The sequence below is a fragment of the Streptosporangium sp. H13245 genome (assembly GCF_055690525.1).
In genome coordinates this window covers 95,291-116,556 of sequence record NZ_JBSZKT010000011.1, presented here as the reverse complement: position 1 = coordinate 116,556, position 21,266 = coordinate 95,291, and the positions used below count along the sequence as shown (strand labels likewise).

The 21,266-nt window shown below is 70.2% G+C and carries 21 protein-coding genes; 14 read left to right on the top strand and 7 right to left on the bottom strand.

Annotated elements, in window-relative coordinates; translation table 11 throughout:
• The first annotated feature begins 431 nt into the window (after positions 1–431).
• The gene (locus tag ACW9TB_RS19375) at positions 432–1,178 is read left to right on the top strand and encodes a sensor histidine kinase (RefSeq protein WP_472749405.1); all 747 of its coding nucleotides are present in this window, start codon (positions 432–434) and stop codon (positions 1,176–1,178) included.
• 131 nt (positions 1,179–1,309) lie between these two features.
• On the opposite strand, the gene ACW9TB_RS19370 is transcribed toward ACW9TB_RS19375, so the two are convergent.
• On the bottom strand, positions 1,310–3,169 hold the full coding sequence (locus ACW9TB_RS19370) for a sensor histidine kinase (RefSeq protein WP_472749404.1): 1,860 nt from the start codon (positions 3,167–3,169) through the stop codon (positions 1,310–1,312).
• A gap of 156 nt (positions 3,170–3,325) precedes the next feature.
• Between ACW9TB_RS19370 and ACW9TB_RS19365 the strand changes: the two genes are divergently transcribed.
• Positions 3,326–4,003, top strand: coding sequence for a response regulator (locus tag ACW9TB_RS19365; RefSeq protein WP_472749403.1), 678 nt, complete (start codon positions 3,326–3,328; stop codon positions 4,001–4,003).
• A 19-nt stretch (positions 4,004–4,022) separates the two neighbouring features.
• Here ACW9TB_RS19365 and ACW9TB_RS19360 read toward each other — a convergent pair whose 3' ends face one another.
• Positions 4,023–4,424 carry a response regulator gene (locus tag ACW9TB_RS19360; protein WP_472749402.1) on the bottom strand — a complete coding sequence of 134 codons (402 nt, stop codon included), beginning with the start codon at positions 4,422–4,424 and terminating at the stop codon, positions 4,023–4,025.
• A gap of 201 nt (positions 4,425–4,625) precedes the next feature.
• Here ACW9TB_RS19360 and ACW9TB_RS19355 point away from each other — a divergent pair, with 201 nt between their 5' ends.
• Together ACW9TB_RS19355 and nhaA are read left to right on the top strand one after the other, a co-directional pair.
• Positions 4,626–5,258, top strand: coding sequence for an IclR family transcriptional regulator (locus ACW9TB_RS19355; RefSeq protein ID WP_472749401.1), 633 nt, complete (start codon positions 4,626–4,628; stop codon positions 5,256–5,258).
• Positions 5,259–5,513: 255 nt separating this feature from the next.
• On the top strand, positions 5,514–6,830 hold the full coding sequence (gene nhaA / locus ACW9TB_RS19350) for a Na+/H+ antiporter NhaA (protein WP_472749400.1): 1,317 nt from the start codon (positions 5,514–5,516) through the stop codon (positions 6,828–6,830).
• A gap of 6 nt (positions 6,831–6,836) precedes the next feature.
• On the opposite strand, the gene ACW9TB_RS19345 is transcribed toward nhaA, so the two are convergent.
• Entirely contained in the window at positions 6,837–7,190 is a 354-nt protein-coding gene (locus ACW9TB_RS19345) for a VOC family protein (protein ID WP_472749399.1), read from the bottom strand.
• A gap of 160 nt (positions 7,191–7,350) precedes the next feature.
• Between ACW9TB_RS19345 and ACW9TB_RS19340 the strand changes: the two genes are divergently transcribed.
• From ACW9TB_RS19340 to ACW9TB_RS19320, 5 genes are all read left to right on the top strand, one after another.
• Positions 7,351–8,520 carry a homogentisate 1,2-dioxygenase domain-containing protein gene (locus ACW9TB_RS19340; protein ID WP_472749398.1) on the top strand — a complete coding sequence of 390 codons (1,170 nt, stop codon included), beginning with the start codon at positions 7,351–7,353 and terminating at the stop codon, positions 8,518–8,520.
• 93 nt (positions 8,521–8,613) lie between these two features.
• Entirely contained in the window at positions 8,614–9,498 is an 885-nt protein-coding gene (locus tag ACW9TB_RS19335) for a hypothetical protein (RefSeq protein WP_472749397.1), read from the top strand.
• Positions 9,498–10,634, top strand: coding sequence for a fumarylacetoacetase (gene fahA, locus ACW9TB_RS19330; protein ID WP_472749396.1), 1,137 nt, complete (start codon positions 9,498–9,500; stop codon positions 10,632–10,634). Before ACW9TB_RS19335 ends, fahA begins: the two co-directional genes overlap by 1 nt.
• Positions 10,635–10,729: 95 nt before the next feature.
• Positions 10,730–11,167 (top strand): NfeD family protein, encoded by a 438-nt coding sequence (locus ACW9TB_RS19325; protein ID WP_472749395.1) that lies wholly within the window; start codon positions 10,730–10,732, stop codon positions 11,165–11,167.
• Between the two features lie 4 nt (positions 11,168–11,171).
• Complete coding sequence (locus ACW9TB_RS19320; protein ID WP_472749394.1) at positions 11,172–12,260, top strand: SPFH domain-containing protein; 1,089 nt, start codon at positions 11,172–11,174, stop codon at positions 12,258–12,260.
• Positions 12,261–12,326: 66 nt separating this feature from the next.
• Here ACW9TB_RS19320 and ACW9TB_RS19315 read toward each other — a convergent pair whose 3' ends face one another.
• A complete protein-coding gene (locus tag ACW9TB_RS19315) occupies positions 12,327–13,076 on the bottom strand; it encodes a hypothetical protein (protein WP_472749393.1) in 750 nt (249 codons plus the stop codon).
• A gap of 347 nt (positions 13,077–13,423) precedes the next feature.
• Between ACW9TB_RS19315 and tdh the strand changes: the two genes are divergently transcribed.
• From tdh to ACW9TB_RS19300, 3 genes are all read left to right on the top strand, one after another.
• Positions 13,424–14,452, top strand: a complete 1,029-nt coding sequence (gene tdh, locus ACW9TB_RS19310; protein WP_472749392.1) for an L-threonine 3-dehydrogenase — start codon at positions 13,424–13,426, stop codon at positions 14,450–14,452.
• 55 nt (positions 14,453–14,507) lie between these two features.
• Positions 14,508–15,680 (top strand): glycine C-acetyltransferase, encoded by a 1,173-nt coding sequence (locus tag ACW9TB_RS19305; RefSeq protein WP_472749391.1) that lies wholly within the window; start codon positions 14,508–14,510, stop codon positions 15,678–15,680.
• Positions 15,681–15,794: 114 nt separating this feature from the next.
• Entirely contained in the window at positions 15,795–16,703 is a 909-nt protein-coding gene (locus ACW9TB_RS19300; protein ID WP_472749390.1) for a LysR family transcriptional regulator, read from the top strand.
• A gap of 52 nt (positions 16,704–16,755) precedes the next feature.
• On the opposite strand, the gene ACW9TB_RS19295 is transcribed toward ACW9TB_RS19300, so the two are convergent.
• The gene (locus ACW9TB_RS19295; RefSeq protein WP_472749389.1) at positions 16,756–17,496 is read right to left on the bottom strand and encodes an aspartate/glutamate racemase family protein; all 741 of its coding nucleotides are present in this window, start codon (positions 17,494–17,496) and stop codon (positions 16,756–16,758) included.
• Entirely contained in the window at positions 17,496–19,076 is a 1,581-nt protein-coding gene (locus ACW9TB_RS19290) for an NCS1 family nucleobase:cation symporter-1 (protein ID WP_472749388.1), read from the bottom strand. The genes ACW9TB_RS19295 and ACW9TB_RS19290 overlap by 1 nt, the downstream gene beginning before the upstream one ends.
• Before the next feature lie 506 nt (positions 19,077–19,582).
• Here ACW9TB_RS19290 and ACW9TB_RS19285 point away from each other — a divergent pair.
• A complete protein-coding gene (locus ACW9TB_RS19285; protein WP_472749387.1) occupies positions 19,583–20,203 on the top strand; it encodes a helix-turn-helix domain-containing protein in 621 nt (206 codons plus the stop codon).
• Here ACW9TB_RS19285 and ACW9TB_RS19280 read toward each other — a convergent pair.
• A complete protein-coding gene (locus ACW9TB_RS19280) occupies positions 20,187–20,504 on the bottom strand; it encodes a hypothetical protein (RefSeq protein ID WP_472749483.1) in 318 nt (105 codons plus the stop codon). The two genes, ACW9TB_RS19285 and ACW9TB_RS19280, sit on opposite strands and share 17 nt — an antisense overlap.
• Before the next feature lie 264 nt (positions 20,505–20,768).
• Here ACW9TB_RS19280 and ACW9TB_RS19275 point away from each other — a divergent pair, with 264 nt between their 5' ends.
• The gene (locus ACW9TB_RS19275) at positions 20,769–21,143 is read left to right on the top strand and encodes a hypothetical protein (RefSeq protein ID WP_350969710.1); all 375 of its coding nucleotides are present in this window, start codon (positions 20,769–20,771) and stop codon (positions 21,141–21,143) included.
• The last annotated feature ends 123 nt before the right edge of the window (positions 21,144–21,266 follow it).

Genomic DNA, 21,266 nt, shown 5'->3' with positions numbered 1-21,266 from the left:
AACGATCGATCCGCACTTTACCCAGATCACGATGTAGTCGACAGCCCGGTCAAGAAATCATCAGCATTCCGATATCTCCGGTATCTCCTGTCGAACCCGTACCGGCCACCCCGGCTGTGGGCGGCGGATCCTACCCGGGGAGAGGGCGGCGGGGCATTGCGGCTAGCGGGAATACCGGGGACCCGGCTGGCATGAGGTGCCAAACGGAGGCTGCCAGCGCAGACGGCGGGCGGCCGGAGCGACATCATGATGCGACGGGCAACTTCCCGGAGCGGGAGCACCTCCTTCCGGGCCGTCAAGCCGCAGGTGAGAGACTCCACCGCCGTCGACGAAAGCGCACTCGTCGACGTATACCGAAACGGACCCTCATGTCGCCGCGTGCCAAGGATCTGAGCAACGGGTTCCACGGCCTTCCAAGGGCAGATGAGATCATGCATCTCGCCCTGGCCACCGGCAACCTGCTGAACCGGCTGGAGAGCGCCAGGAGCCGGATCGACCAGTCGCTGACCCAGCAGCGGCGGTTCGTGTCCGACGCCTCGCACGAGCTGTTCACGCCGATCGCCGGGCTCAGGACGCTCCTGGAGGAGGCGCGGCTGCACCCCGGCGAGACGGATCTGGACAAGCTCCTGGACGACGCGCTGGAGGGGGTCGGCAGGCTCCAGACGATCGTCACCGACCTGCTGGTGCTGGCGAAGGTGGGGGCGAACACTCCCGACGCGTTCGTCAACGTGGACCTGGGGGAAATGGTCCGCGCGGCGGTCTCACGGCGCGGAGACGGCGTTCCCGTACGGCTGCGGCTCTCCCCCGGGGTGAGGGCGAACGTCGTCGACGCGGAGATCGCCCGCCTCCTCGCCAATCTCCTGGACAACGCCCAGCGCCACGCCAGGCACGCGGTACTGGTCGAGGTGTGCCGGAAGGGCCGGTACGGCGAGCTGGCCGTCACCGACGACGGCGACGGCATCGCCGCCGCCGACAGGGAAAGGATCTTCGAACGGTTCACCCGGCTGGACACGGCCCGCTGCCGCAACCGGGGAGGAACCGGTCTCGGCCTCACGATCGCCCGCGACATCGCCGAGGCCCACCGGGGGACCATCGACGTGGAGGACTCCGCCATGGGCGGCGCGCGGTTCATCCTCCGCCTCCCGCTCGCCGGTCACCAGATGTCCGAACACCCCTGACCCCGTCACAAAACCGGCACCGCCGCGATCGGCGCGTCACAAGAGCGGCACCGCCACGATCAACGCATCACAAGATCGACAACGTCCATGATCGGCGCATTACAAGACCGGCACCGTCACGATCAGGCGCTTTACAAGACCGGCACCGCCGCGATCGGCACCGTCGCGGAGAGCGACGTCCCCTCCTCCTCGGTGCTCACTACCGTCAGCCTGCCGCCCAGCGTCTCGACGCGGTCCCTGAGCCCGATGAGCCCCGACCCCCCGCCGTAGTCGGCCCCTCCGCCCCCGTCGTCGCGGACCGAGAGCCGGACGGCCGTTCCGGACACGCCCAGGGTGACGTACACCACGGAGGCGTTCGCGTGCTTCACCACGTTGGTCAGCGCCTCCGCCGCCGTGTAGTAGATGGCCACCTCGACGCGCTCCGGCAGGCGCGGGACGGAGTCCAGTTCGAGGTCGACGGGAACGGCGGAGCGGCGCGCGAGCGTCTTCAGCGCGGGTACGAGCCCGCCCTTCGAGAGAATCGCCGGGTGGATGCCCCGCGAGAGCTCCTGCAGATCGCTCACGACCCCGGTCAGTCCCTGGACCGCCTGGGACAGCCGTCCCCTGAGCTCGGTCATCGGCGGCGGCACCCCGGCCTCCGCGGCACGGAGTTCGAGCCCGAGCGAGACCAGGCGCTGCTGGGCGCCGTCGTGCAGGTCGCGTTCGATGCGCCGGCGGGTCTCGTCGGACGCGGCGACGACCCGGGCGCGGGAGGCGGCGAGCTCGGCGCGGGCCTGGGCGTTCGAGATGGCGGTCGCGACCAGCTCGGTGAAGTCCATCATGCGCTCCTCCACGCCCTCGAACCTCGGTTCCGGGGCGCTGGAGAAGACGAGCATCACACCCCACAGGGATCCGTCGACGACGACGGGAGAACCGACGGCGGAGGTGACCCCCACCTTCCTCGCCCAGGTCGCGATCTTCCCGACGCTCTGGGCGTAGCTCGCCCTTCGCGTCGGACGCCCCGTCCTCAGTACGGTGGCCGAGACGCTCGCCTCGTTGAGCGGCCACTGCGAGCCGATGGGCAGCACCTTCTCCACCCCGTCCCGCAGGCTCCACGAGCCCAGCACCGTCACGTGGGCGGGGTCGTAGCGGCTGATCGCCACGTGATCCGCCCTCATGAGGGAGCCCATCTCGAAGGCGACCGCGTTGAACAGCTCCGTCGAGGAGATGCCCCGCGCCACGAGTGTCGCGACGCGGCGCAGCGCCGCCTGCTCCCGCGCGATCCGGCGGATCTCGTCGCGGCTCGACGCCAGGACGATCTCGATGTTCTCGCGATCACGGGCCGCCCGCAGCAGCGCCTCCAGGGAGGGCAGCATCCGCTCGCGCAGACGCCTTCGTACGGCCCCGGGAACGCCGGAGGGCAGGACGAGCGTGCCGATCCTGACGTCGTTCTCCATGAGCGGCAGCGCCTCCCCGCGCTCCTGCGCGGGGACGTCCTCAAGCCGGATCTCCAGGCCCGGCGCCCCCAGCGCCTGTGCCAGGAGACGTGAGGCCGGTGGCAGCGCCGCCTCCAGATCCTCCGTACGCAACAGGATGTGGGCCAGTTGCGCGGCGAGATCCGCCTCGCGACGGCGCTTGTCCGCCTGGATGCCCAGTGAACGGGCCAGCGCCGCGATCGAGCTGGTCACCAGCCCGACGATGAGGAAGACCGGGAGCGGGGTCCAGAGCCAGCGCGTCCCGTACGCGAAACTCCACACGGGCGGAAGGTTGAAGTAGTTGAAGGCGACGGCGCTGGCCGCCAGGGTCACCACCCCCAGCCCCATCCCCCAGCCGAGCGAGACCAGCAGGACACCGAGCAGATAGATCCCTTCCAGGAAATCGCCCGACGTCACGCGTTCCAGGAAAAGGGACAGCAAAACTTCCGCCGCGATACACAGGGCGCCACAGATGATCCCCACCACAAGGGGCGGGCGCTTGGTGCGCAGCAACAACGACAGAAGTCGTTCGCGCATAGAGACTAAGATACTCGCATGCCGTGGGAGGGATTTACGGCTTTATCCGATCGTATTCCGTCCCGGCAGCCGACGGACGGCCTTCGAAGACAGCCGAGGCGCAATTCTTTTAACCTCGCGTGACCATTCCTGTAATAAAAGCCCGGCGGGAAACACGTGGCGAAGGGGGAAGCGGTGGGCGAGCACCGGACACGAATAGCGCTGGCGGACGACGACGTGCTTTTCCGCGAGGGGCTGGCGAGCCTCATGTCACGGTCGGGCTTCGAGGTCGTCGGCCAGGCCGGAGATGCCGAGGAGATCCTCGTCCTCGTCCGGCGGCACCGGCCCGATCTTGTCATTCTCGACATCCGGATGCCCCCGGCCCACTCCAACGAGGGTCTTGACGCGGCGCGGGTGATCCGCGAGGAGTTCCCGGAGACGGGGATCCTCCTGCTGTCGGCGCACATCGAGGTGGAGGAGGCGATGGAGCTTCTCGCCACGGGGCACCGGGTCGGCTACCTGCTCAAGAGCCGGGTGACCGGTGTGGACGACTTCGTGGAGACGCTCGAACGCATCGACCAGGGCGGCTCGGTCGTCGATCCGAGTCTCGTACGGGAGCTCATCAGGACCCACCGCAGGGACGACCCGCTGGAGCTCCTCACGGCGCGTGAGCAGGAGGTCCTGTCCCTGATGGCCGAGGGACGCTCCAACTCCGGCATAGCGCACAAGCTCTGGATCACCGAGGGGACGGTCGAGAAGCACGTGCACAGCATCCTGTCCAGGATGCGGATCTCGGGGACGGAGGACGACCATCGCCGCGTACTCGCCGTGCTGACCTTCCTCGACGCCCACTGAGGGGCCCGCCGGGGGACCGTCACGGGCCGCGCGGGGGGCCGTCGAGCCCCCCTTCCTCGTCGGCTTCCCGGAGAATCTCGCGGATGGCCGCCCCGGAAAGGGCTGATTTCGAGAGGAACGCGATGGCGGGGCTGGCCGCGATCATCTCCGCGACGTCCTTCTCCCCGTACGTCGAGATCAGGATGACGCGCGGAGGGCGGAGCCGCGCGGCCACGAGCCGCCGGGCCACCTCGAAGCCGTTCTCCTCACCGAGATCGATGTCGACGAGCGCGACGTCCGGACGGACGTCGTCGACCTGCCGGAGAGCCTCGGCCCCCGCGCAGGCCATGCCGACCACGGTGATCCCCTCCCCTTCGAGCAACGCGCGGGCGGCGCTGCGGAAGCGGTCGTTGTCGTCGACGATGAGGCAACGTATGGCCACGTATCGAGGATTTCAGGAAAACGGCTCCCGGACATTGCAGCTAGCGGGAAAGCCGGGGCCGCTCGCCCGTGCCGGGACCTCCGACGGACGCCCTGAGTGACAGGCGACGGGTGTCCTGGACACCGGGCCACGCCCAAACGATGGGCGTCCCGGATACCGGGCGATAATCGGGGCATGCTTCCAGCCCAGCGGGCCTCCTAGATGCCGGCCGAATCCTCGCAGACCCTGGAACGCGGCCTGCGGCTGCTGCGCCTGCTCGCCGACGGGCGGCGGGGCCGTACCCCCACGGAGCTGGCGGCGGAGCTGGAGCTGAGCCGCCCGGCGGTGTACCGGCTGCTCACCACCCTCCAGAGCGAGGGCTTCGTCCGCCGGGACGACGGCGGGCGGGTCCACCTGGGCTTCGGGGTCCTCGTCCTGGCCCGTGCCGTACAGCCGCTGCTGCGGGAGGGCGCCCTTCCCACCCTGCGCAGGCTGGCGGAGGAGGTCGGGGCGACCGCGCACCTGACGGTGGCCGAGGGCGACGACGGCCTGGCCGTGGCGGTGGTCGAACCCTCCTGGACGAACATGCACGTCGCCTACCGTGAGGGCTCCCGACACCCGCTGAGCCGGGGTGCCGCGGGGCTGGCCATCCTCGCCCTGCGTGAGGGCCGAACCGGCTATCTGGTCTCCGAGGGCCAGCTCCAGGAGGGGGCCAGAGGCGTGGCCGCCCCCGTGTCCGGCCTCCCCTGGCTGGAGGCGTCGGTGGGCGTGGTCGCCTTCACCCCGCTCGACCCGGACATCGTGGGTCCCCGGGTCGCCGCCGCCGCCACGGAACTGTCCGGCTCGCTGACCTGACGGCTCCTCATCGCGGCCCCCGGTAAAACCCCGATGCCGACCTGACAGCTCCCCCATCGCGGCACCCCGGAGTCCGGTAAAACCCCGATGCCCTCATCACGGCCCCGGGTTCCGGTGGACCCGTCCGATGCCGACCTGACGGCTCTCCCATCGCGGCACTCTCGGATTCCGGTGGACCCGCCGGATAGGGTGGATGCCGGTGCGCCGGGAAGTCTGGTCGGCAGTGGCTGGCCCGATCCCTGAAGTGGAGCACTCATGAGCGGCACCTCACCCGGCACACCTCGCCTGTTCAGCCGGGGTTCGTGGGACGAGGCCCGCCGCGTCGCGGACATCCTGCGCGGAGAGACCGTCGGCGGGGCGCTGCTGCTGGCCGGTGCGGTGGCGGCGATGATCTGGGCCAACTCCCCGTGGTCAAAAGAATACGAGACGTTACGTGCCGTCAAGGTCGGGCCCGCGGCCCTGCACCTGGACCTGAGCCTGGCGGTCTGGGCCTCCGACGGGCTGCTCGCGATCTTCTTCTTCGTGGCCGGGCTGGAGCTCAAACGCGAGTTCGTCGCCGGTGACCTGCGCCAGGCGCGGCGGGCCGCGGTGCCGGTCGCGGCCGCGTTCGGCGGTGTGATCGTCCCGGCCGTGCTGTACCTGCTCGTCACCCTCTCCAGCGGCGCCGGGGGCGACGTGGCGAGGGGCTGGGCGATCCCGACGGCCACCGACATCGCGTTCGCGCTGGCCGTGCTCGCGGTCATCGGCCGGTTCCTGCCCGCGGCGCTGCGTACCTTCCTGCTCACCCTGGCCGTGGTCGACGACCTGCTCGCCATCGTCATCATCGCGATCTTCTACACCGAGCGCCTGTCGCCACTGCCGCTGCTGAGCACGCTGCTGCCACTGGCGATCTTCGCCGTACTCGTGAGGCGCCGGGTGCGCGCCTGGTGGCTGCTGCTCCCGCTGGCCGCCGCGACCTGGGCGCTGATGCACGCCTCGGGCGTGCACGCCACCGTCGCCGGGGTGCTGCTGGCCTTCACGGTTCCGGTCGTCCGCGGTGAGCGGGCCGGTGGCCCGGACGCCGGGATCGGGCTGGCCGAGCACTTCGAGCACCGCCTTCGGCCGCTCTCGGCCGGGGTGGCCGTACCGGTGTTCGCGTTCCTGTCGGCGGGGGTGGGCATCGGCGGCCTGAGCGGCCTGGCCACCGCCCTGGCCGACCCGGTCGCGGTGGGCGTCGTCATCGGGCTCGTGGTCGGCAAGCCCATCGGGATCATGACCGCGACCTGGCTGGTGGCCCGCTTCACCCGCGCCGACCTGGACGAGAACCTGGCCTGGGTGGACGTGGGCGGGCTGTCGGTCCTGGCCGGTATCGGGTTCACCGTCTCCCTGCTCATCGGGGAACTCGCCTTCGGGGCCGGAAGCGAGCGCGACGCCCACGTCAAGGTGGCGGTCCTGACGGGCTCCCTGGTCGCGGCCCTGATGGCGACGCTGGTCCTCCGCCTGCGCAATCGGGCCTACCGGCGCATCCACGAGGCCGAGACCGCCGACCGCGACGGCGACGGCATCCCCGACGCCTACCAGGAGCGTCCCTGAGCGCGCTCAGGAGAGCGGTTCGAGGAACTCCAGACGGTTGCCGTGGGGGTCCTCGCTGTGGAAGCGGCGCATCCCCGGGAAGTCGTCGTCGAAGTCGACCGGGTAACCGGCCTCGCCCAGACGCCTGGCCCACTCGTCGAGGTCGCGGACCAGGAGCCCCGGGTGGGCCTTGCGAGCGGGACGGAAGTCGTCCTCGACGCCGAGGTGCAGCTCGATGCCGTGACCACGGAACCAGCACCCGCCCCGGGTGGCGAGGGCGGGAGGCTTGGGGATCTCGGCCAGGCCGAGCACGCCCTCGTAGAAGTCACGCAGGACCGGCTCGCTCCCGGGAGGGCAGGCCAGCAGGACGTGGTGCAGCATCGCGACCCCTCACATATATCTTGACGTGAAGATACTTTTCCTTCGTCGATCACCGCAACCCCCCCCGGAGACGACGTTTGACATCTCCGCCCCCCTGGCAGATGGTTGTTCGTATAAAGGACGTAGGTGTCCTATAAGCGGACAGAGCTGGGAGAAGCGGATGCCGTACTACCGGGTCGTGGGGGAGATACCCCGCAAGCGGCACGTGCAGTTCCGGCGGCCCGACGGCGGGCTGTACGCCGAGGAGCTGATGGGCGAGGAGGGGTTCTCCAGCGACTCGTCGCTGCTCTACCACCGCCACCTCCCCACGGCGATCATCAAGGCCGAGGCCGTCGAGCCCGGCACGTCGAGAGACCTCAGCCCCAACGTGCCCCTCTCCCCCCGCCACCTGCGCACCCAGGACCTGCGGACCGAGGGCGACCTGGTCTCCGGGCGCGGGCTGATCGCCGGGAACGCCGACGTCCGCATGTCGTACGCCGCGAGCGAGGAGCCCAGCGGCCTCTACCGCAACTCCATGGGCGACGAGTGCGTCTACATCGCGAGCGGACAGGTCAGGTTCGAGTCGACGTACGGGGCGATCGAGGCCGGGGAGGGCGACTACGTCGTCGTCCCCACCGGGACGATCCACCGCTGGGTGCCGCGCGGGCGCGTCACGGCGTTCACCATCGAGGCGGCGGGCCACATCCGGCCGCCCAAGCGCTACCTGTCCAAGTACGGCCAGTTCCTGGAGCACGCCCCCTACTCCGAGCGTGACCTGCGCACCCCGCAGGAGCCTCTGATCGCCGAGGGTGAGGAGGTGCCGGTGCTGGTCCGCACGCGCGGCGGGCTGACCCGGCTGGTCTACCGCGACCACCCGTTCGACGTGGTCGGCTGGGACGGCTGCCTCTACCCGTACGCGTTCAACATCAACGACTTCGAGCCGATCGTGAAGCGCACCCACGCCCCGCCGCCGGTGCACCAGACCTTCGAGGGTCCCAACTTCGTGATCTGCTCGTTCTGCCCCCGGCCGCTCGACTTCCACCCGGACGCGATCCCGATCCCGTACAACCACCACAACGTCGACTCCGACGAGCTGATGTTCTACGCGGGCGGCGACTACACCGCGCGCAGGGGCTCGGGCATCGACGTCGGCTCGGTCTCGCTGCACCCGGCGGGCTTCACGCACGGCCCGCAGCCGGGTGCCGTCGAGGCCGTCATCGAGGCGGTGAGGCAGGGCCACACCCGGACGAGCGAGCTGGCCGTGATGGTCGACACCTTCCGCCCCCTCGACCTGGGCCCGGCCGGGCTGTCGGTGGAGGACCCGGCGTACGCGTGGACGTGGGCACGTTGAAAGTGGATGTAGTCACGTCGAAAGGGAGCGTGGGCACGTCGAAAGACGCGGCACGACACGGTCCCCGGCCCGGCACGGGGTAGGGACAGGGCCATGAGCGCACATACGAGCACGGGGACGGGCGCGACTGTGAACGACGTGGGCATGGGCACGTCGGTGCTCTTCCGGGCACTCGTCGACGACGCCGGGCTGTTCCCGCCGACCGGGCTGCCGATGGCCGAGGCCCTGGAGCGGCACAGGAACGACCTGGCGGGCAACGACCCGGTGCTCACCCACCGGTTCCTCTGCCCGGCCGCACGCCTGGCGGAGCTTCGTGACCACCTGACCTTCCCGATCCGGCTCGGCCTGATCCTGGACACCCCCGACGTCCCGCCGCTCGGGGACGTCGCCGTCGAGCTGGTCGAGGTACGGCAGGGGCCGGGCGAGACCCCCGGGGCCGTGTCGGAGCGGCTGGCCGGACGGCTGCCCGGTGGTGCCCGGCTGTTCGTCGAGGTGTCCCCCGGCGACCGCGCCTCCCTGCCCCGCGACGGTACGGGCCCCGGCCTGAAGTTCCGCTGCGGCGGGCTGACCGCGGGAGCCTTTCCCGGCGCCGCCGACCTGGGCGCCCTCATCGCGCACTGCGCGGAGCACGGCGTACCGTTCAAGGCGACCGCGGGGCTGCACAACGCGGTCCGCCACTTCGATCCCGCGCTGGGCGTCGACCGGCACGGCTTCCTCAACCTGGTCCTCGCGGTCTGCGCGGCCGTGGAGGGCCGCGATCCGGTGCCGGTGCTGAAGCTGACCGACGTCGGCGAGCTGGTACGGCTGGCGCAGGCCGTGCCCGGCGACGTCGCGGCGCGCGCCAGGGAGCTGCTGGTGTCGTACGGATCGTGCGACACGCACACCCCGATCGAGGACCTGGTGGCCCTGGGCCTGATCGCGCGCCGCCCGCCCGCCCCCGATACGACGACCCCCGATACGGAAGAGGAGAGCGTGTGATGTCTTGGGGCCTGGAGAACCTGCCCTACGGAGTCTTCTCCCGCCACGAGGGGGAGACCCCTCGCGTCGGCGTCCGGTACGGGGACCACGTGGTCGACCTGGCCGGGGCCCTGCACGACGAGGTGTTCGCCACCGGCTCGCTCAACGCCTTCATGGCCAGGGGCCCGGCCGCGTGGCGGGACACCCGGGCCCTGATCCAGAACAAGCTGAGCACCGACCGGGCGGTGGTGGAGCCGCACCTCGTCCCGCTCGACCGGGTCACACTGCACCTGCCGATCGAGGTGGCCGACTACGTCGACTTCTACTGCTCGCTGGAGCACGCCTCCAACCTGGGCCGGATGTTCCGCCCCGACGAGGAGCCGCTCAAGCCCAACTGGCGGCACCTGCCGGTCGGCTACCACGGCAGGGCCGGGACGGTCGTCGCGTCCGGCACCCCGGTCACCCGGCCCTCCGGGCAGCGCGGCGCGGGGATCTTCGGCCCGTCCGCCAAACTGGACATCGAGGCGGAGCTGGGATTCGTCGTCGGCACGCCGACGGCCCTCGGCGAGCGGGCCGGGCGGTTCGAGGACCACGTGTTCGGCGTGACCCTGGTCAACGACTGGAGCGCCCGCGACATCCAGGCATGGGAGTACGTCCCGCTGGGCCCGTTCCTCGGCAAGTCCTTCGCCACCTCGATATCGCCGTGGATCACCCCGCTCGCGGCCCTGTCGGAGGCGCGCGTCGAGGGCGGGCCGCAGGATCCCGAGCCGCTCGGCTACCTGCGCCGCGAGGGGCCGTGGGGGCTCGACCTGCGCCTGGAGGTCGCGGTGAACGGTGAGGTCGTCTCCCGTCCCCCGTACCGGGACATGTACTGGACGCCTGACCAGATGCTCGCCCACATGACCGTCAACGGCGCCGCCCTGCGTACCGGCGACCTCTACGCCAGCGGTACGGTCTCCGGCTCCGGGCCCGGCGAGCGCGGTTCGCTGATCGAGCTGACCTGGAACGGGACCGAGCCGCTGAAGCTGCCCGACGGCTCGGCCAGGACCTTCCTGGAGGACGGGGACACCGTCACGATCACCGCGACCGCTCCGGGACCCGGCGGAACCGTGATCACCCTGGGCGAGGTGTCGGGAAGAATCGAGCCCGCGCGGTAGAAAGGCCGGGCCTGTCAGCGGTCCGGCGAAGGACATACGGTGGAAGAAGGAACCTCCCGGACGTCCGGCGCGTTGTATAGCTAGGAGGCCGGAGCATGGAGTATTGGGTTATCTGGTTGATCTTGGCGGTGGCGCTGGGAATCGCCGAGATACTCACCCTGACCACTGCCCTCGGCCTGCTCGGGGGTGCCGCCCTCATCACCTCCGTCGCCGCCGGGCTCGGGCTGCCGGTCCCGCTCCAGCTCGTGGTGTTCATCGCCTCCCTGGTCACCGGGGTGGTCGTGGTCCGGCCCATCGCCAGGCGCCAGCTCACCATGCGGCAGCCCCGCGGCCAGCGGTTCGGGATCCAGGCGCTCGTGGGCAAGCCCGCCTACGTCCTGCGCGAGGTCACCGGCCGGGACGGCCGGGTCCGGATCGGCGGCGAGGAGTGGTCCGCCAGGGCCTACGACGAGACCCTGGTGATACCGGCCGGGGCGACCGTCGACGTCATCGAGATCGAGGGCGCGACCGCGCTCGTGTATCCACGGGAGTGACACCATGGACGCTCTGCTCATAGCCGGACTGCTCATCGTCCTGCTGGCGGTGTTCACCGTGATCCGTTCGGTGCGCATCGTCCCCCAGGCGCGGGCCCGCAACGTGGAGCGGCTCGGCCGCTACCACAGCACGCTGAAGCCCGGCCTGAACTTCGTGATCCCGTACATCGACCGGGTCTATCCGATGATCGACCTGCGCGAGCAGGTCGTCTCCTTCAAGCCCCAGCCGGTGATCACCGAGGACAACCTCGTCGTCGAGATCGACACGGTTCTGTACTTCCAGGTCACCGACCCCCGGGCGGCGGCGTACGAGATCGCCAACTACATCCAGGCCGTGGAGCAGCTCACGGTCACCACGCTGCGTAACGTCGTCGGCTCGCTCGACCTGGAGATGACGCTGACCTCCCGCGACACGATCAACAGCCAGCTGCGCGGGGTGCTCGACGAGGCGACCGGCAAGTGGGGCATCCGGGTCAACCGGGTGGAGATCAAGGCCATCGACCCGCCCAAGAGCATCAAGGAGGCGATGGAGAAGCAGATGCGCGCCGAGCGGGACAAGCGCGCCGCGATCCTCAACGCCGAGGGCCAGCGGCAGTCGCAGATCCTGACCGCCGAGGGCGACAAGCAGAGCGCGATCCTGCGGGCCGAGGGTGACCGGAGCGCCGCGATCCTCAAGGCCGAGGGCCAGTCACAGGCCATCGACGAGGTCTTCCAGGCCGTGCACCGCAACGACCCCGACCCCAAGCTGCTGGCGTACCAGTACCTCCAGGTGCTCCCCGAGCTGGCCAAGGGCCCGAACAACACGTTCTGGGTGATCCCCAGCGAGGTCACCTCCGCGATCCAGGGCGTCTCCAGGGCGTTCACCGAGGCGCTGCCGCAGTCGGCGGCCGTCCGCGAGGCCCCCAGGGTCAACGAGGCGGCGGCCGAGGAGCGGAAGCGGGCCGAGCAGGCCGCCGCCGAGGCGGTCGCCGAGGCCGCCGAGGCCGACCTGGGCCCCCGCCAGCTCAACGCGCCCCCCGCGCACCTTCCCGGCAACGGTCTCCTCGGAACGGAAACCGGGACGCGGGAGGAGCACCACCGCACCACCCCCTGAGCCCCCTGAGCCTCGCGCCCGCCCGTCCCCGTCCCCGTCCCCGTCGCGACAGGGACGGGCGGACCCTCAGATGCGGCAGGCGTCGATCTTCTTCAGCCACACGTCACAGTTCTTGCAGGCGCTGCGAGCCTGCCATTTCTGGCCCGTGTCGTTCCAGGTCTCAGCGTGGAAGTAGAGGGTTCCTGCCTGGATCTCGGACTTTTTCGTGATCTTATTGGCGATGAGGAACTTGTTCATGGCCTCGACCTCCGCGCACGCGTTCACCGGCCAGTCCTCCACCTGGGGCACGCCGGACAGCAGCGCCTCCATGACCGCGTGCCGCTTGTCCGCGAGGACGTAGGCGCCGCTGGTGCCGGTGTAGGTCTTGCCCGTGATCGTGTCGGCGAGGCCCACGATCACCGTGCCGACCGTGGCCCCCTTCCCCAGGGGGTACTTGTTGCGCAGCTTGACGGCCTCCGCCGAGGCACTGGCGGTGATCAGCTCATGTCGTCTCTTCGCCTGCTCCTCGGACTTCTGGCGTTCCGCCTCGGCCTTCCTCGTCAGGTAGTAGGCCCAGCCACCCCCGTCGTTCTCCTCCACCCACGTGATGAACGCCCTCCGCGCGCTCCCCTCGCCCGTGCCGCCGATGATCGAGGACTCCAGGCTCACCAGCCTCCTCATCAGGAGCTCGACACCGTCCTTCTCCCTGTCCAGGATCGTCATCCTCCTGTGGAACCCGTCCAGCAGCGTCCGGGCGCCGAACGCCCAGTCCTTGAGGCCCGTGACGGGAACCTGGTCGCCCACCGTGGGCGGAGCGAAGTGCGGCTGATCGGTCATGGCATACCTTTCCCTGTGATTTGCACAAGTCCTTGTGATTTGCACAAGCATCCGCACGAGCGATGTACGGCCGATTACCGAGCGATATATTCCAACTGCAATCAGTGAAAGTCGCCGCCCGGAAAGGGGCGCCGGATTCCCGGCCCTGATCCGGAACCGACCCGGAACCGGTCGTCGCCGAGCCCGATGACACCTGTCCGATTTGATGGCAAAGGCCCGGGTACATCGACAGGTCTCGGAAGCCTGGCGTGAAGCAACGCTGTGGGTGGGGTTAAGAAAACCGCGATGGACACCCCCGAAGGCGACCGGGCACAGTGCGTATGGTCGGAACTGAGGGGGGATCCGCTATGAAGGCGCTGGTCAAGGAGAGGGCCGAACCCGGCCTGTGGCTGGCGGACGTGCCGGAACCGTCCGTCGGCCCCGGTGAGGTGCTGATCAGGGTGCTGCGCACCGGAATCTGCGGCACGGACCTGCACATCCGGAGTTTCGACGCGTGGGCCCGGCAGACGCTGCGCACACCGCTCGTCATCGGCCACGAGTTCTGCGGCGAGGTCGTCGAGGTGGCGCCGGGCGTGGAGGACATCGCCCCCGGCGACCTGGTCAGCGGCGAGGGACACCTGGTCTGCGGCAAGTGCCGCAACTGCATGGCCGGACGGCGGCACCTGTGCCGCAGCACGATCGGGCTGGGGGTGAACCGCGACGGCGCCTTCGCCGAGTACGTGACGCTCCCGGCCTCCAACGTCTGGGTGCACCGGGTCCCGGTCGACCTCGACGTGGCCGCGATCTTCGACCCGTTCGGCAACGCGGTGCACACCGCCCTGACGTTCCCGATGGTCGGCGAGGACGTGCTGATCTCCGGCGCCGGGCCGATCGGCCTGATGGCCGCCGCGGTGGCCACCCACGTGGGCGCCCGCAACGTGGTCGTCACCGACGTCAGCCCGGAGCGGCTGGAGCTGGCCCGCAAGCTCGGGGTCACCCTGGCCCTGAACGTCGCCGAGACGTCCGTCCAGGAGGGCATGGACGGCCTGGGCATGCGCGAGGGCTTCGACGTGGGCCTGGAGATGTCCGGCAACCCGAAGGCGCTCCGCGACATGATCGCCTCCATGTCGCACGGCGGGAAGATCGCGATGCTCGGCCTGCCCGCCGAGGAGTTCGCCGTCGACTTCGCGACGGTCGTGACCTCGATGATCACCCTCAAGGGCATCTACGGCCGGGAGATGTACGAGACGTGGTACGCCATGTCCGTGCTCCTGGAGAAGGGCCTCGACCTCTCCCCCGTGATCACCGACCGCTTCTCCTACCGCGACTTCGACGCGGCCTTCGACACCGCTGCCGGGGGCAGGACCGGCAAGATCATCCTGGATTGGACGGCCTGATGTCCGGCACCGTCCACAGCGGAACCGGCACGACCACCTCGGATTGGACCGCCTGATGTTCGACAATCTCCGCGACGACTTCCGTACGACCCTGAACGAGATCGCCGAGGCCGGGCTGCTCAAGCCCGAGCGGGTCATCACCACCCCGCAGCGCGCCGGGATCGCGGTCGCGGGCGGCGGCGAGGTTCTCAACTTCTGCGCCAACAACTACCTCGGCCTGGCCGACCATCCCGAGGTGGTCGCCGCCGCGCAGGATGCCCTCGACCGCTGGGGCTTCGGCATGGCGTCGGTCCGCTTCATCTGCGGCACCCAGGAGGTGCACAAGGAGCTGGAGGCGCGGCTGTCGGAGTTCCTCGGCCAGGAGGACACCGTCCTGTACAGCTCGTGCTTCGACGCCAACGGCGGCGTGTTCGAGACGCTGCTCGACGACCGCGACGCGGTGATCTCCGACGCGCTCAACCACGCGAGCGTCATCGACGGCATCCGCCTGTCCAAGGCGCGGCGCCTGCGCTACGCCAACCGCGACATGGCCGAGCTGGAAGCGCGGCTCAAGGAGTCCGCCGACGCCCGGCGCAGGCTGATCGTCACCGACGGCGTCTTCTCCATGGACGGCTACGTCGCGCCGCTGGGCGAGATCTGCGACCTCGCGGAGCGGTACGGGGCCATGGTGATGGTCGACGACTCGCACGCCGTCGGTTTCGTCGGCGAGCACGGCGGGGGCACCCCCGAGCTGCACGGCGTACGGGACCGGGTCGACATCCTCACCGGCACGCTCGGCAAAGCGCTCGGCGGGGCCAGCGGCGGCTACGTGGCGGCGCGCAAGGAGATCTGCGAGCTGCTCCGCCAGCGCTCGCGCCCCTACCTGTTCTCCAACTCCCTCGCCCCGGTGATCGCCGCCGCCTCGCTGCGCGTCCTCGACCTGATCAGCGGCTCGGACGAGGCGCGGACGCGGCTGCGCGCCAACACCGAGCGGTTCCGCACCGGCATGACCGAGGCCGGGTTCGACATCCTGCCCGGTGACCACCCCATCGTCCCGGTGATGATCGGCGACGCCGCCGAGGCCGCCGCGATGGCCGAACGCCTGCTCGAACTGGGCGTCTACGTGATCGGCTTCTCCTACCCCGTGGTCCCGAACGGCCAGGCCCGCATCCGGGTCCAGCTGTCCGCGGCCCACACCACCGAGGACGTCGACCGCGCCCTGGCGGCCTTCGCCGCCGCCCGAGGCTGACCACCGGCCCGCGGGCGGGGTACCCGTGACAACGGCCCGTGATCAAGCACTCGCCAATGACCGACAAAAGGGCATTTGTCGCAGTTCATCGGCAACCTCGGCGAGAATACAGAGGTGATAGACACGCGGCGGCTCAGAACCCTGCGTGCGGTGGCCGACCACCGCACGGTCACCGCGGCCGCCGCCGCGCTGCACCTCACCCCCTCGGCGGTCTCCCAGCAGCTCGTCGCCCTGGAACACGAGGTGGGCCACCGGCTGCTCGACCGCGACGGCCGGGGCGTGCGGCTCACCGCCGTCGGGCGCATCCTTCTCGACCACGCCAACGAGATCCTCGCCCAGTTGGAGCGGGCCGGGGCCGACATCGCCGCCTACACGGCCGGTACGGCGGGCGAGGTGAAGCTGGCCTCCTTCGCCACCGCGATCGGCCTGGTCGTGGCTCCCGCCGTCGGCGCCCTGCGGGAGAAGGAGCCCGGCATCCGGGTGCGCGTCCTGGACGCCGAGGGCGACCAGAGCCTGACCATGGTCCTGGACGGCACGGTGGACGCGGCCGTGGCCGTGGAGTACCGGGGCGCCCCGGCCGAGGACGACCGGCGGCTGTCGCGCATCCCGCTCTACTCCGAGCCGTTCGACCTGGTGCTTCCCCGGGGCCATCGCCTCTCGGGGAGCGAGGTGACGGTCGCGGACCTGTCGGGCGAGACCTGGATCGGCCCCTACCCGGGCAATCCCTGCCACGACGTGATCGCCCTGGCCTGCGAGCACGCGGGCTTCACCCCCGAGTTCGCCCACTCCTCCGACGACTTCAGCGCGGTGGTCGCGCTGGCCGCCGCCGGGGCCGGGGTGGCGATGGTGCCGCGCCTGGCCCTGCGGGGCACCGATCCGTCCGGCGTGGTGATCCGCCCGGTGCCCGGCCCCGAGCGCCGCGTCTTCACCGCCGTACGCCGGGGCGCGGAACGGCACCCCCTGCTCGTCCCCCTGCTGAACGCCCTCCAGGACACCGCGACGACACTGCGCCCGCCCCCGTAGCCCTCACTTCTGGGGCCCGCTCGGCCGGGGCGCCGGGCGATCGCGGGGAGCGTCAGACGGAGAAGTCGCGCAGCAGGCCCGTGTACCTCTTGGGGCCGGGAGGGGCGAACTCGCCCCGGGTGCTCGTCCGCAGGCCGAGGGAGACCAGCGACTCGACGAGCTTGGTCGCCACGGCCACGCCGTCGATCACGGGGACGCCGACCGCGCGGGAGACGTCCGCGCAGAACGAGGCCATGCCCGCGCAGCCGAGCACGATCGAGTCGCATCCGTCCCGCTCCACGGTCTCGGCGCAGAGGGCGGTCACCACCTTCCGCGCGTCCGAGGCCGGGTCGTCCAGCTCCAGTACGGGAATGTCGCAGGCGTGCACCCCCCGGCACGCGCCCGCGAAACCGTACCGGGTGGCGAGGTCCCACGCCCGGCCCGTGGTCCTGGCGAGGGTCGTCACGACGCTGAAGCTCCGGCCGACCAGGACGGCGGCGTGCATGGCCGCCTCGGCGATCCCGACCACCGGCCCCGAGGCCAGCTCGCGGGCGGCGTCGAGGCCGGGGTCACCGAAGCAGGCGATGACGTACCCGTCCGCCCCGGCCGCCTCGCCCGCCGCGATCTCCGCCAGCAGGCCCGGCACGGCCAGGGCCTCGTCGTAGTGGCTCTCGATCGACTCGGGGCCCATGGCCGGGTTGACGGCCGTGACGACGGTGGACGGCGCCGCGACCGCCCGGGCGCACCGGCCGATGCTCTCGGTCATGGCCCGGGCGGTGTTGGGATTGATCACCCGGATCCCGATGGGGGTCATCAACCGGCCAGGGCCGTGCCGTCCGACACCCGCTCGGTGTCCCGGTCGAGACCGCCGATCCTCGGCGACATCCGTTCCAGTACGGTGAACGCCACGAACCCGAGCCCGCAGCCGACGAACCAGCTGTAGTCGCCGATCCACGTCGCGTCGGACGTGGTGAGCCCCAGGTCGAGCAGCATCTTCGGCACCAGCACCGACGCGATCGCGGGGACCCCGCTGAGCACCGTCGCCCAGACCGCGTTGGGGTTGTAGCCGCCCCGGAAGAAGTAGCGGCCCGTCGGTTCGAGGGTGAACATGTCGTCCACCCACACCCGCTGGCGGCTCACGATGTAGTAGCCGGAGATCAGGATCCCGAACAGCGGCCCGATCAGGGCGCCGAGGATGCCGAGCGTGTAGTGGATGGCGTCCGGGTTGCTGTACCAGTTCCACGGCGTGAGCAGCACGGAGCCGACCGCCGCGATCATGCCGCCGGTCCGCCAGCTGATCTTCTGCGGGTTCACGTTGGAGAAGTCGAACGCCGGGGAGATGAAGTTCGCGACGATGTTGATGCCGATGGTCGCGATGACGAAGGTGAGCCCGCCCAGCAGGATCGCGAACGGCGTGCCGATGCGCTCGACCGTGTGGATGGGGTCGGTGATGAGCTCGCCGAACACGGGCACGGTCGCCGACGCGGTGACCACCGTGAGCAGCGAGAAGAACAGGAAGTTGACCGGCAGCCCGAGGAGGTTGCCCTTCTTCACCGACGCGAACGACCTCCCGTACCGGGAGAAGTCACCGAAGTTCAGCATCGGTCCGGAGAAGTACGAGACGACGAGGGCGATCGCGCCGAGCATGACCGGGATGGACGCGCCGAAGTCGAGGCTCTCGCCCCCGGAGAGATCCAGGCTGATGTTCTCCCAGCCCGCCTGGCTGACCAGATAGACGGCGAGCACGACCATGACGACGTACACGGCGGGCCCGGCCCAGTCGATGAACCGCCTGATCGCCTCCATGCCCTTCCAGAACACGGCCGCCTGGGCCACCCAGAGGATCGCGTAGCAGATGTAGCCGAGCGGGGACAGGCCGAGGAAGCCGCCCTCGTTCAGCGACGCCGACGCGGGCCAGAACTTGAGGAAGATGATGATGAGCGACTGGGAGGCGAGGTAGGTCTGCACCCCGTACCAGGCGATCGCGATGAGCCCGCGGATGACGGCGGGGATGTTCGCGCCGCGCACCCCGAAGATCGCCCGGTTGATGACCGGGTACGGCACGCCGGTGACCTGGCTCGGCTTGGCGACCAGGTTGCAGAACACGTTCACGATGACGATGCCCACGAGCAGGGCGAACAGGACCTGCCAGCTCGCCAGCCCGAGGGCGAACAGGCTGCCCGCGGTGACGTAGCCGCCGACGCTGTGCACGTCGGACATCCAGAAGGCGAAGATGTTGTACGAGGACCACGTCTGCTCGCGGAGCGGGGCCAGGTCCTCGTTCGCGAGCCGGGGGTCGTAGCCGGGCTTGACGAGACCGGCGCCGACGGGCATGCCTGCCGCCTCGACGACGTCGTGTAGTTTCGGCTGGGACGGTGCGCTGTGTTCGGTCATTGTCGGCTTCCGTGGGGGGTACGGTGCGGGAACCGGTGTGTCCCGCGCGCGGGTGTGCCAAAGCGGAAGATGCTCGGGACTCGACTCGGGGCTCGGCCCAGGAGTCGGCTCGGGGATCGACGCGGGGCTCGGCTCGGAGAACCGGCCCGGTGATCGGGTCGGAGATCAGCTCGGAGAACCGGCCCGGTGATCGGGTCGGAGATCAGCTCGGGGATCGGCTTCGGAGGATCGGCGAGAATGGCGTGTCGGCGGGGCCGTGGCGACCGGTCGGAGTCACGTGACGGGCCGCGGCGCGGGCTTGGCTGAGGTCGCCGCGGGAGCTGTGGCTGAGGCTGTGGCGTGGGCTGTTAAGTGGTCACTTAACAGCTGCCGTCAATGTATGCCTTGACACCCGAGCCCTAATTTCGCCCGCGTAAAGGCCTTGTGACAATTGATGTGAAGGCCGTGACGGCCGGAGCGTCTCCCCGTACCCCCTCGTGACAATTGGTGTGGAGGCCGTGACAGCCATGACCCCGGAACCCGGCGTGGAGATCGAGGCGATCACGAACGAGCACCTCGGCCGGAGGCTCCGCGAGCTGCGGCTCCGGTCGGGAATGTCGCTGCGCGCCCTGGCGCGCGAGCTCGGCATCTCGGCCAGCGCGGTCTCCCAGATCGAGCTCGGCACGATGCGGCCGTCCGTCAGCAGGCTCATCGCCTTCGTGTCCGCGATCGGCGTGCCGCTCGCGGCCGTGTTCGACACCACGGAGGTGGCCGGAGCCGACCCGGCGGGGCAGGACACACCCGCCGGACGGTTCGCCATCCGGCGCTCGTGGGAGGTCGCCCCCATCCGGCTGAGCGGCGGCATCACCTTCCGCAGGCTCTCGCCCACGCCCTCACCCGACGTCGAGTTCTTCGAGTCGACCTATCCGCCGGGCTCGATCTCCAACGCCCACGGCCACTTCCTCAAGCACGAGGGGTACGAGGTCGGGACCGTGACCCGGGGTGAGCTGACCATCGACTTCGAGTCGGAGGTCGTCACCCTCGCCGAGGGCGACTCCATCACCTTCCCGTGCAGCCGCCCCCACATCATCGGCAACCGCTCGGAGACCGTCACCGCCGTCGCGACGTGGCTCATCGTTCACCACTGAGTTCAGCGCTGAGTTCGCCACCGAGTTCACCGCTGACCGTCGGAGCCTTCCCTCTGCGGTAGGAGAGGACCGCGCCCGTCGTGTAGACGGCCACCCCCAGCAGGACCATGAACACGATCGTGGGCCACTGCAGCCACGACGGCAGGTAGAGGGCCAGGAACCACGCGCGTCGGGCTCTCCGGCACCTTGAGATAACCGGCCACGAAACCGCGCAGGATCCGGTGGATACCGGGTGCTCGTCGAGCACGAGCAGCCTCGGCGCGTGCAGCAGGGCGGTGGCCAGGCCGATCTTCTTGCGCATACAGCGGCCCGCCCCGCGCCCACCCGGAGGTGGCGGACGCGAGGCGGGACCGGTCGTGAGCCGGGGAATCAGGGCGCGCGGGTCTGCGGCTGCCTGTCGCCCGGCTGGGCGCACGTAATCACCCGCAAAGCATGCGATATATGTGTTATCACGCCATTTTGGATGGGTTACTGTCCGCCACGGACTCGGAGTGAGGGATCCTCCGGTTCACCGGCCGCCGTCGGACTCCGCCGGACGGGATCCGGCCGACCTATCCTGGGAGGGGTGGAAGAGAACCGGGCACGACGCATCGTTGACGCGCTGCGCGATCGTGGCATAGACGGGCACCTGGCGAGGGTCGGCGTGTATCAGTTCGGGATACGCGTGTCACTGCCCGACGGGCGCGAGGCCGAGTGGGACACCGACGGCACCGCGGGCCTCGAAGCCCAGGTGATGCGCAACGGGATGCTGGTCGGTTTCGTCCCCGTGATCGAGGGGTCCGAGGACTTCGACGAGCAGCAGGTCCTCGACGCCATCGCGCGGACCGACTACGACCAGCCCATCGCCAGGCAGCGCGCGCAGGCGCCACCACCGGCCGAGCCCCTGCCCCGCGTCGGCGGCGTCTTCCGCCGCTTCTTCGACGGCTTCCGCTACCGATGACGGCGGCCTGACGGTCACCTCTTCACCGGTTTCCGCCACCGGTGAAGAGGCGACCTCGGCTTCACCCGCCACAGGTCGGTGCCCGCACGAGGGTGCGCCGCCACCGCGCCTTCCGGGAAGGTC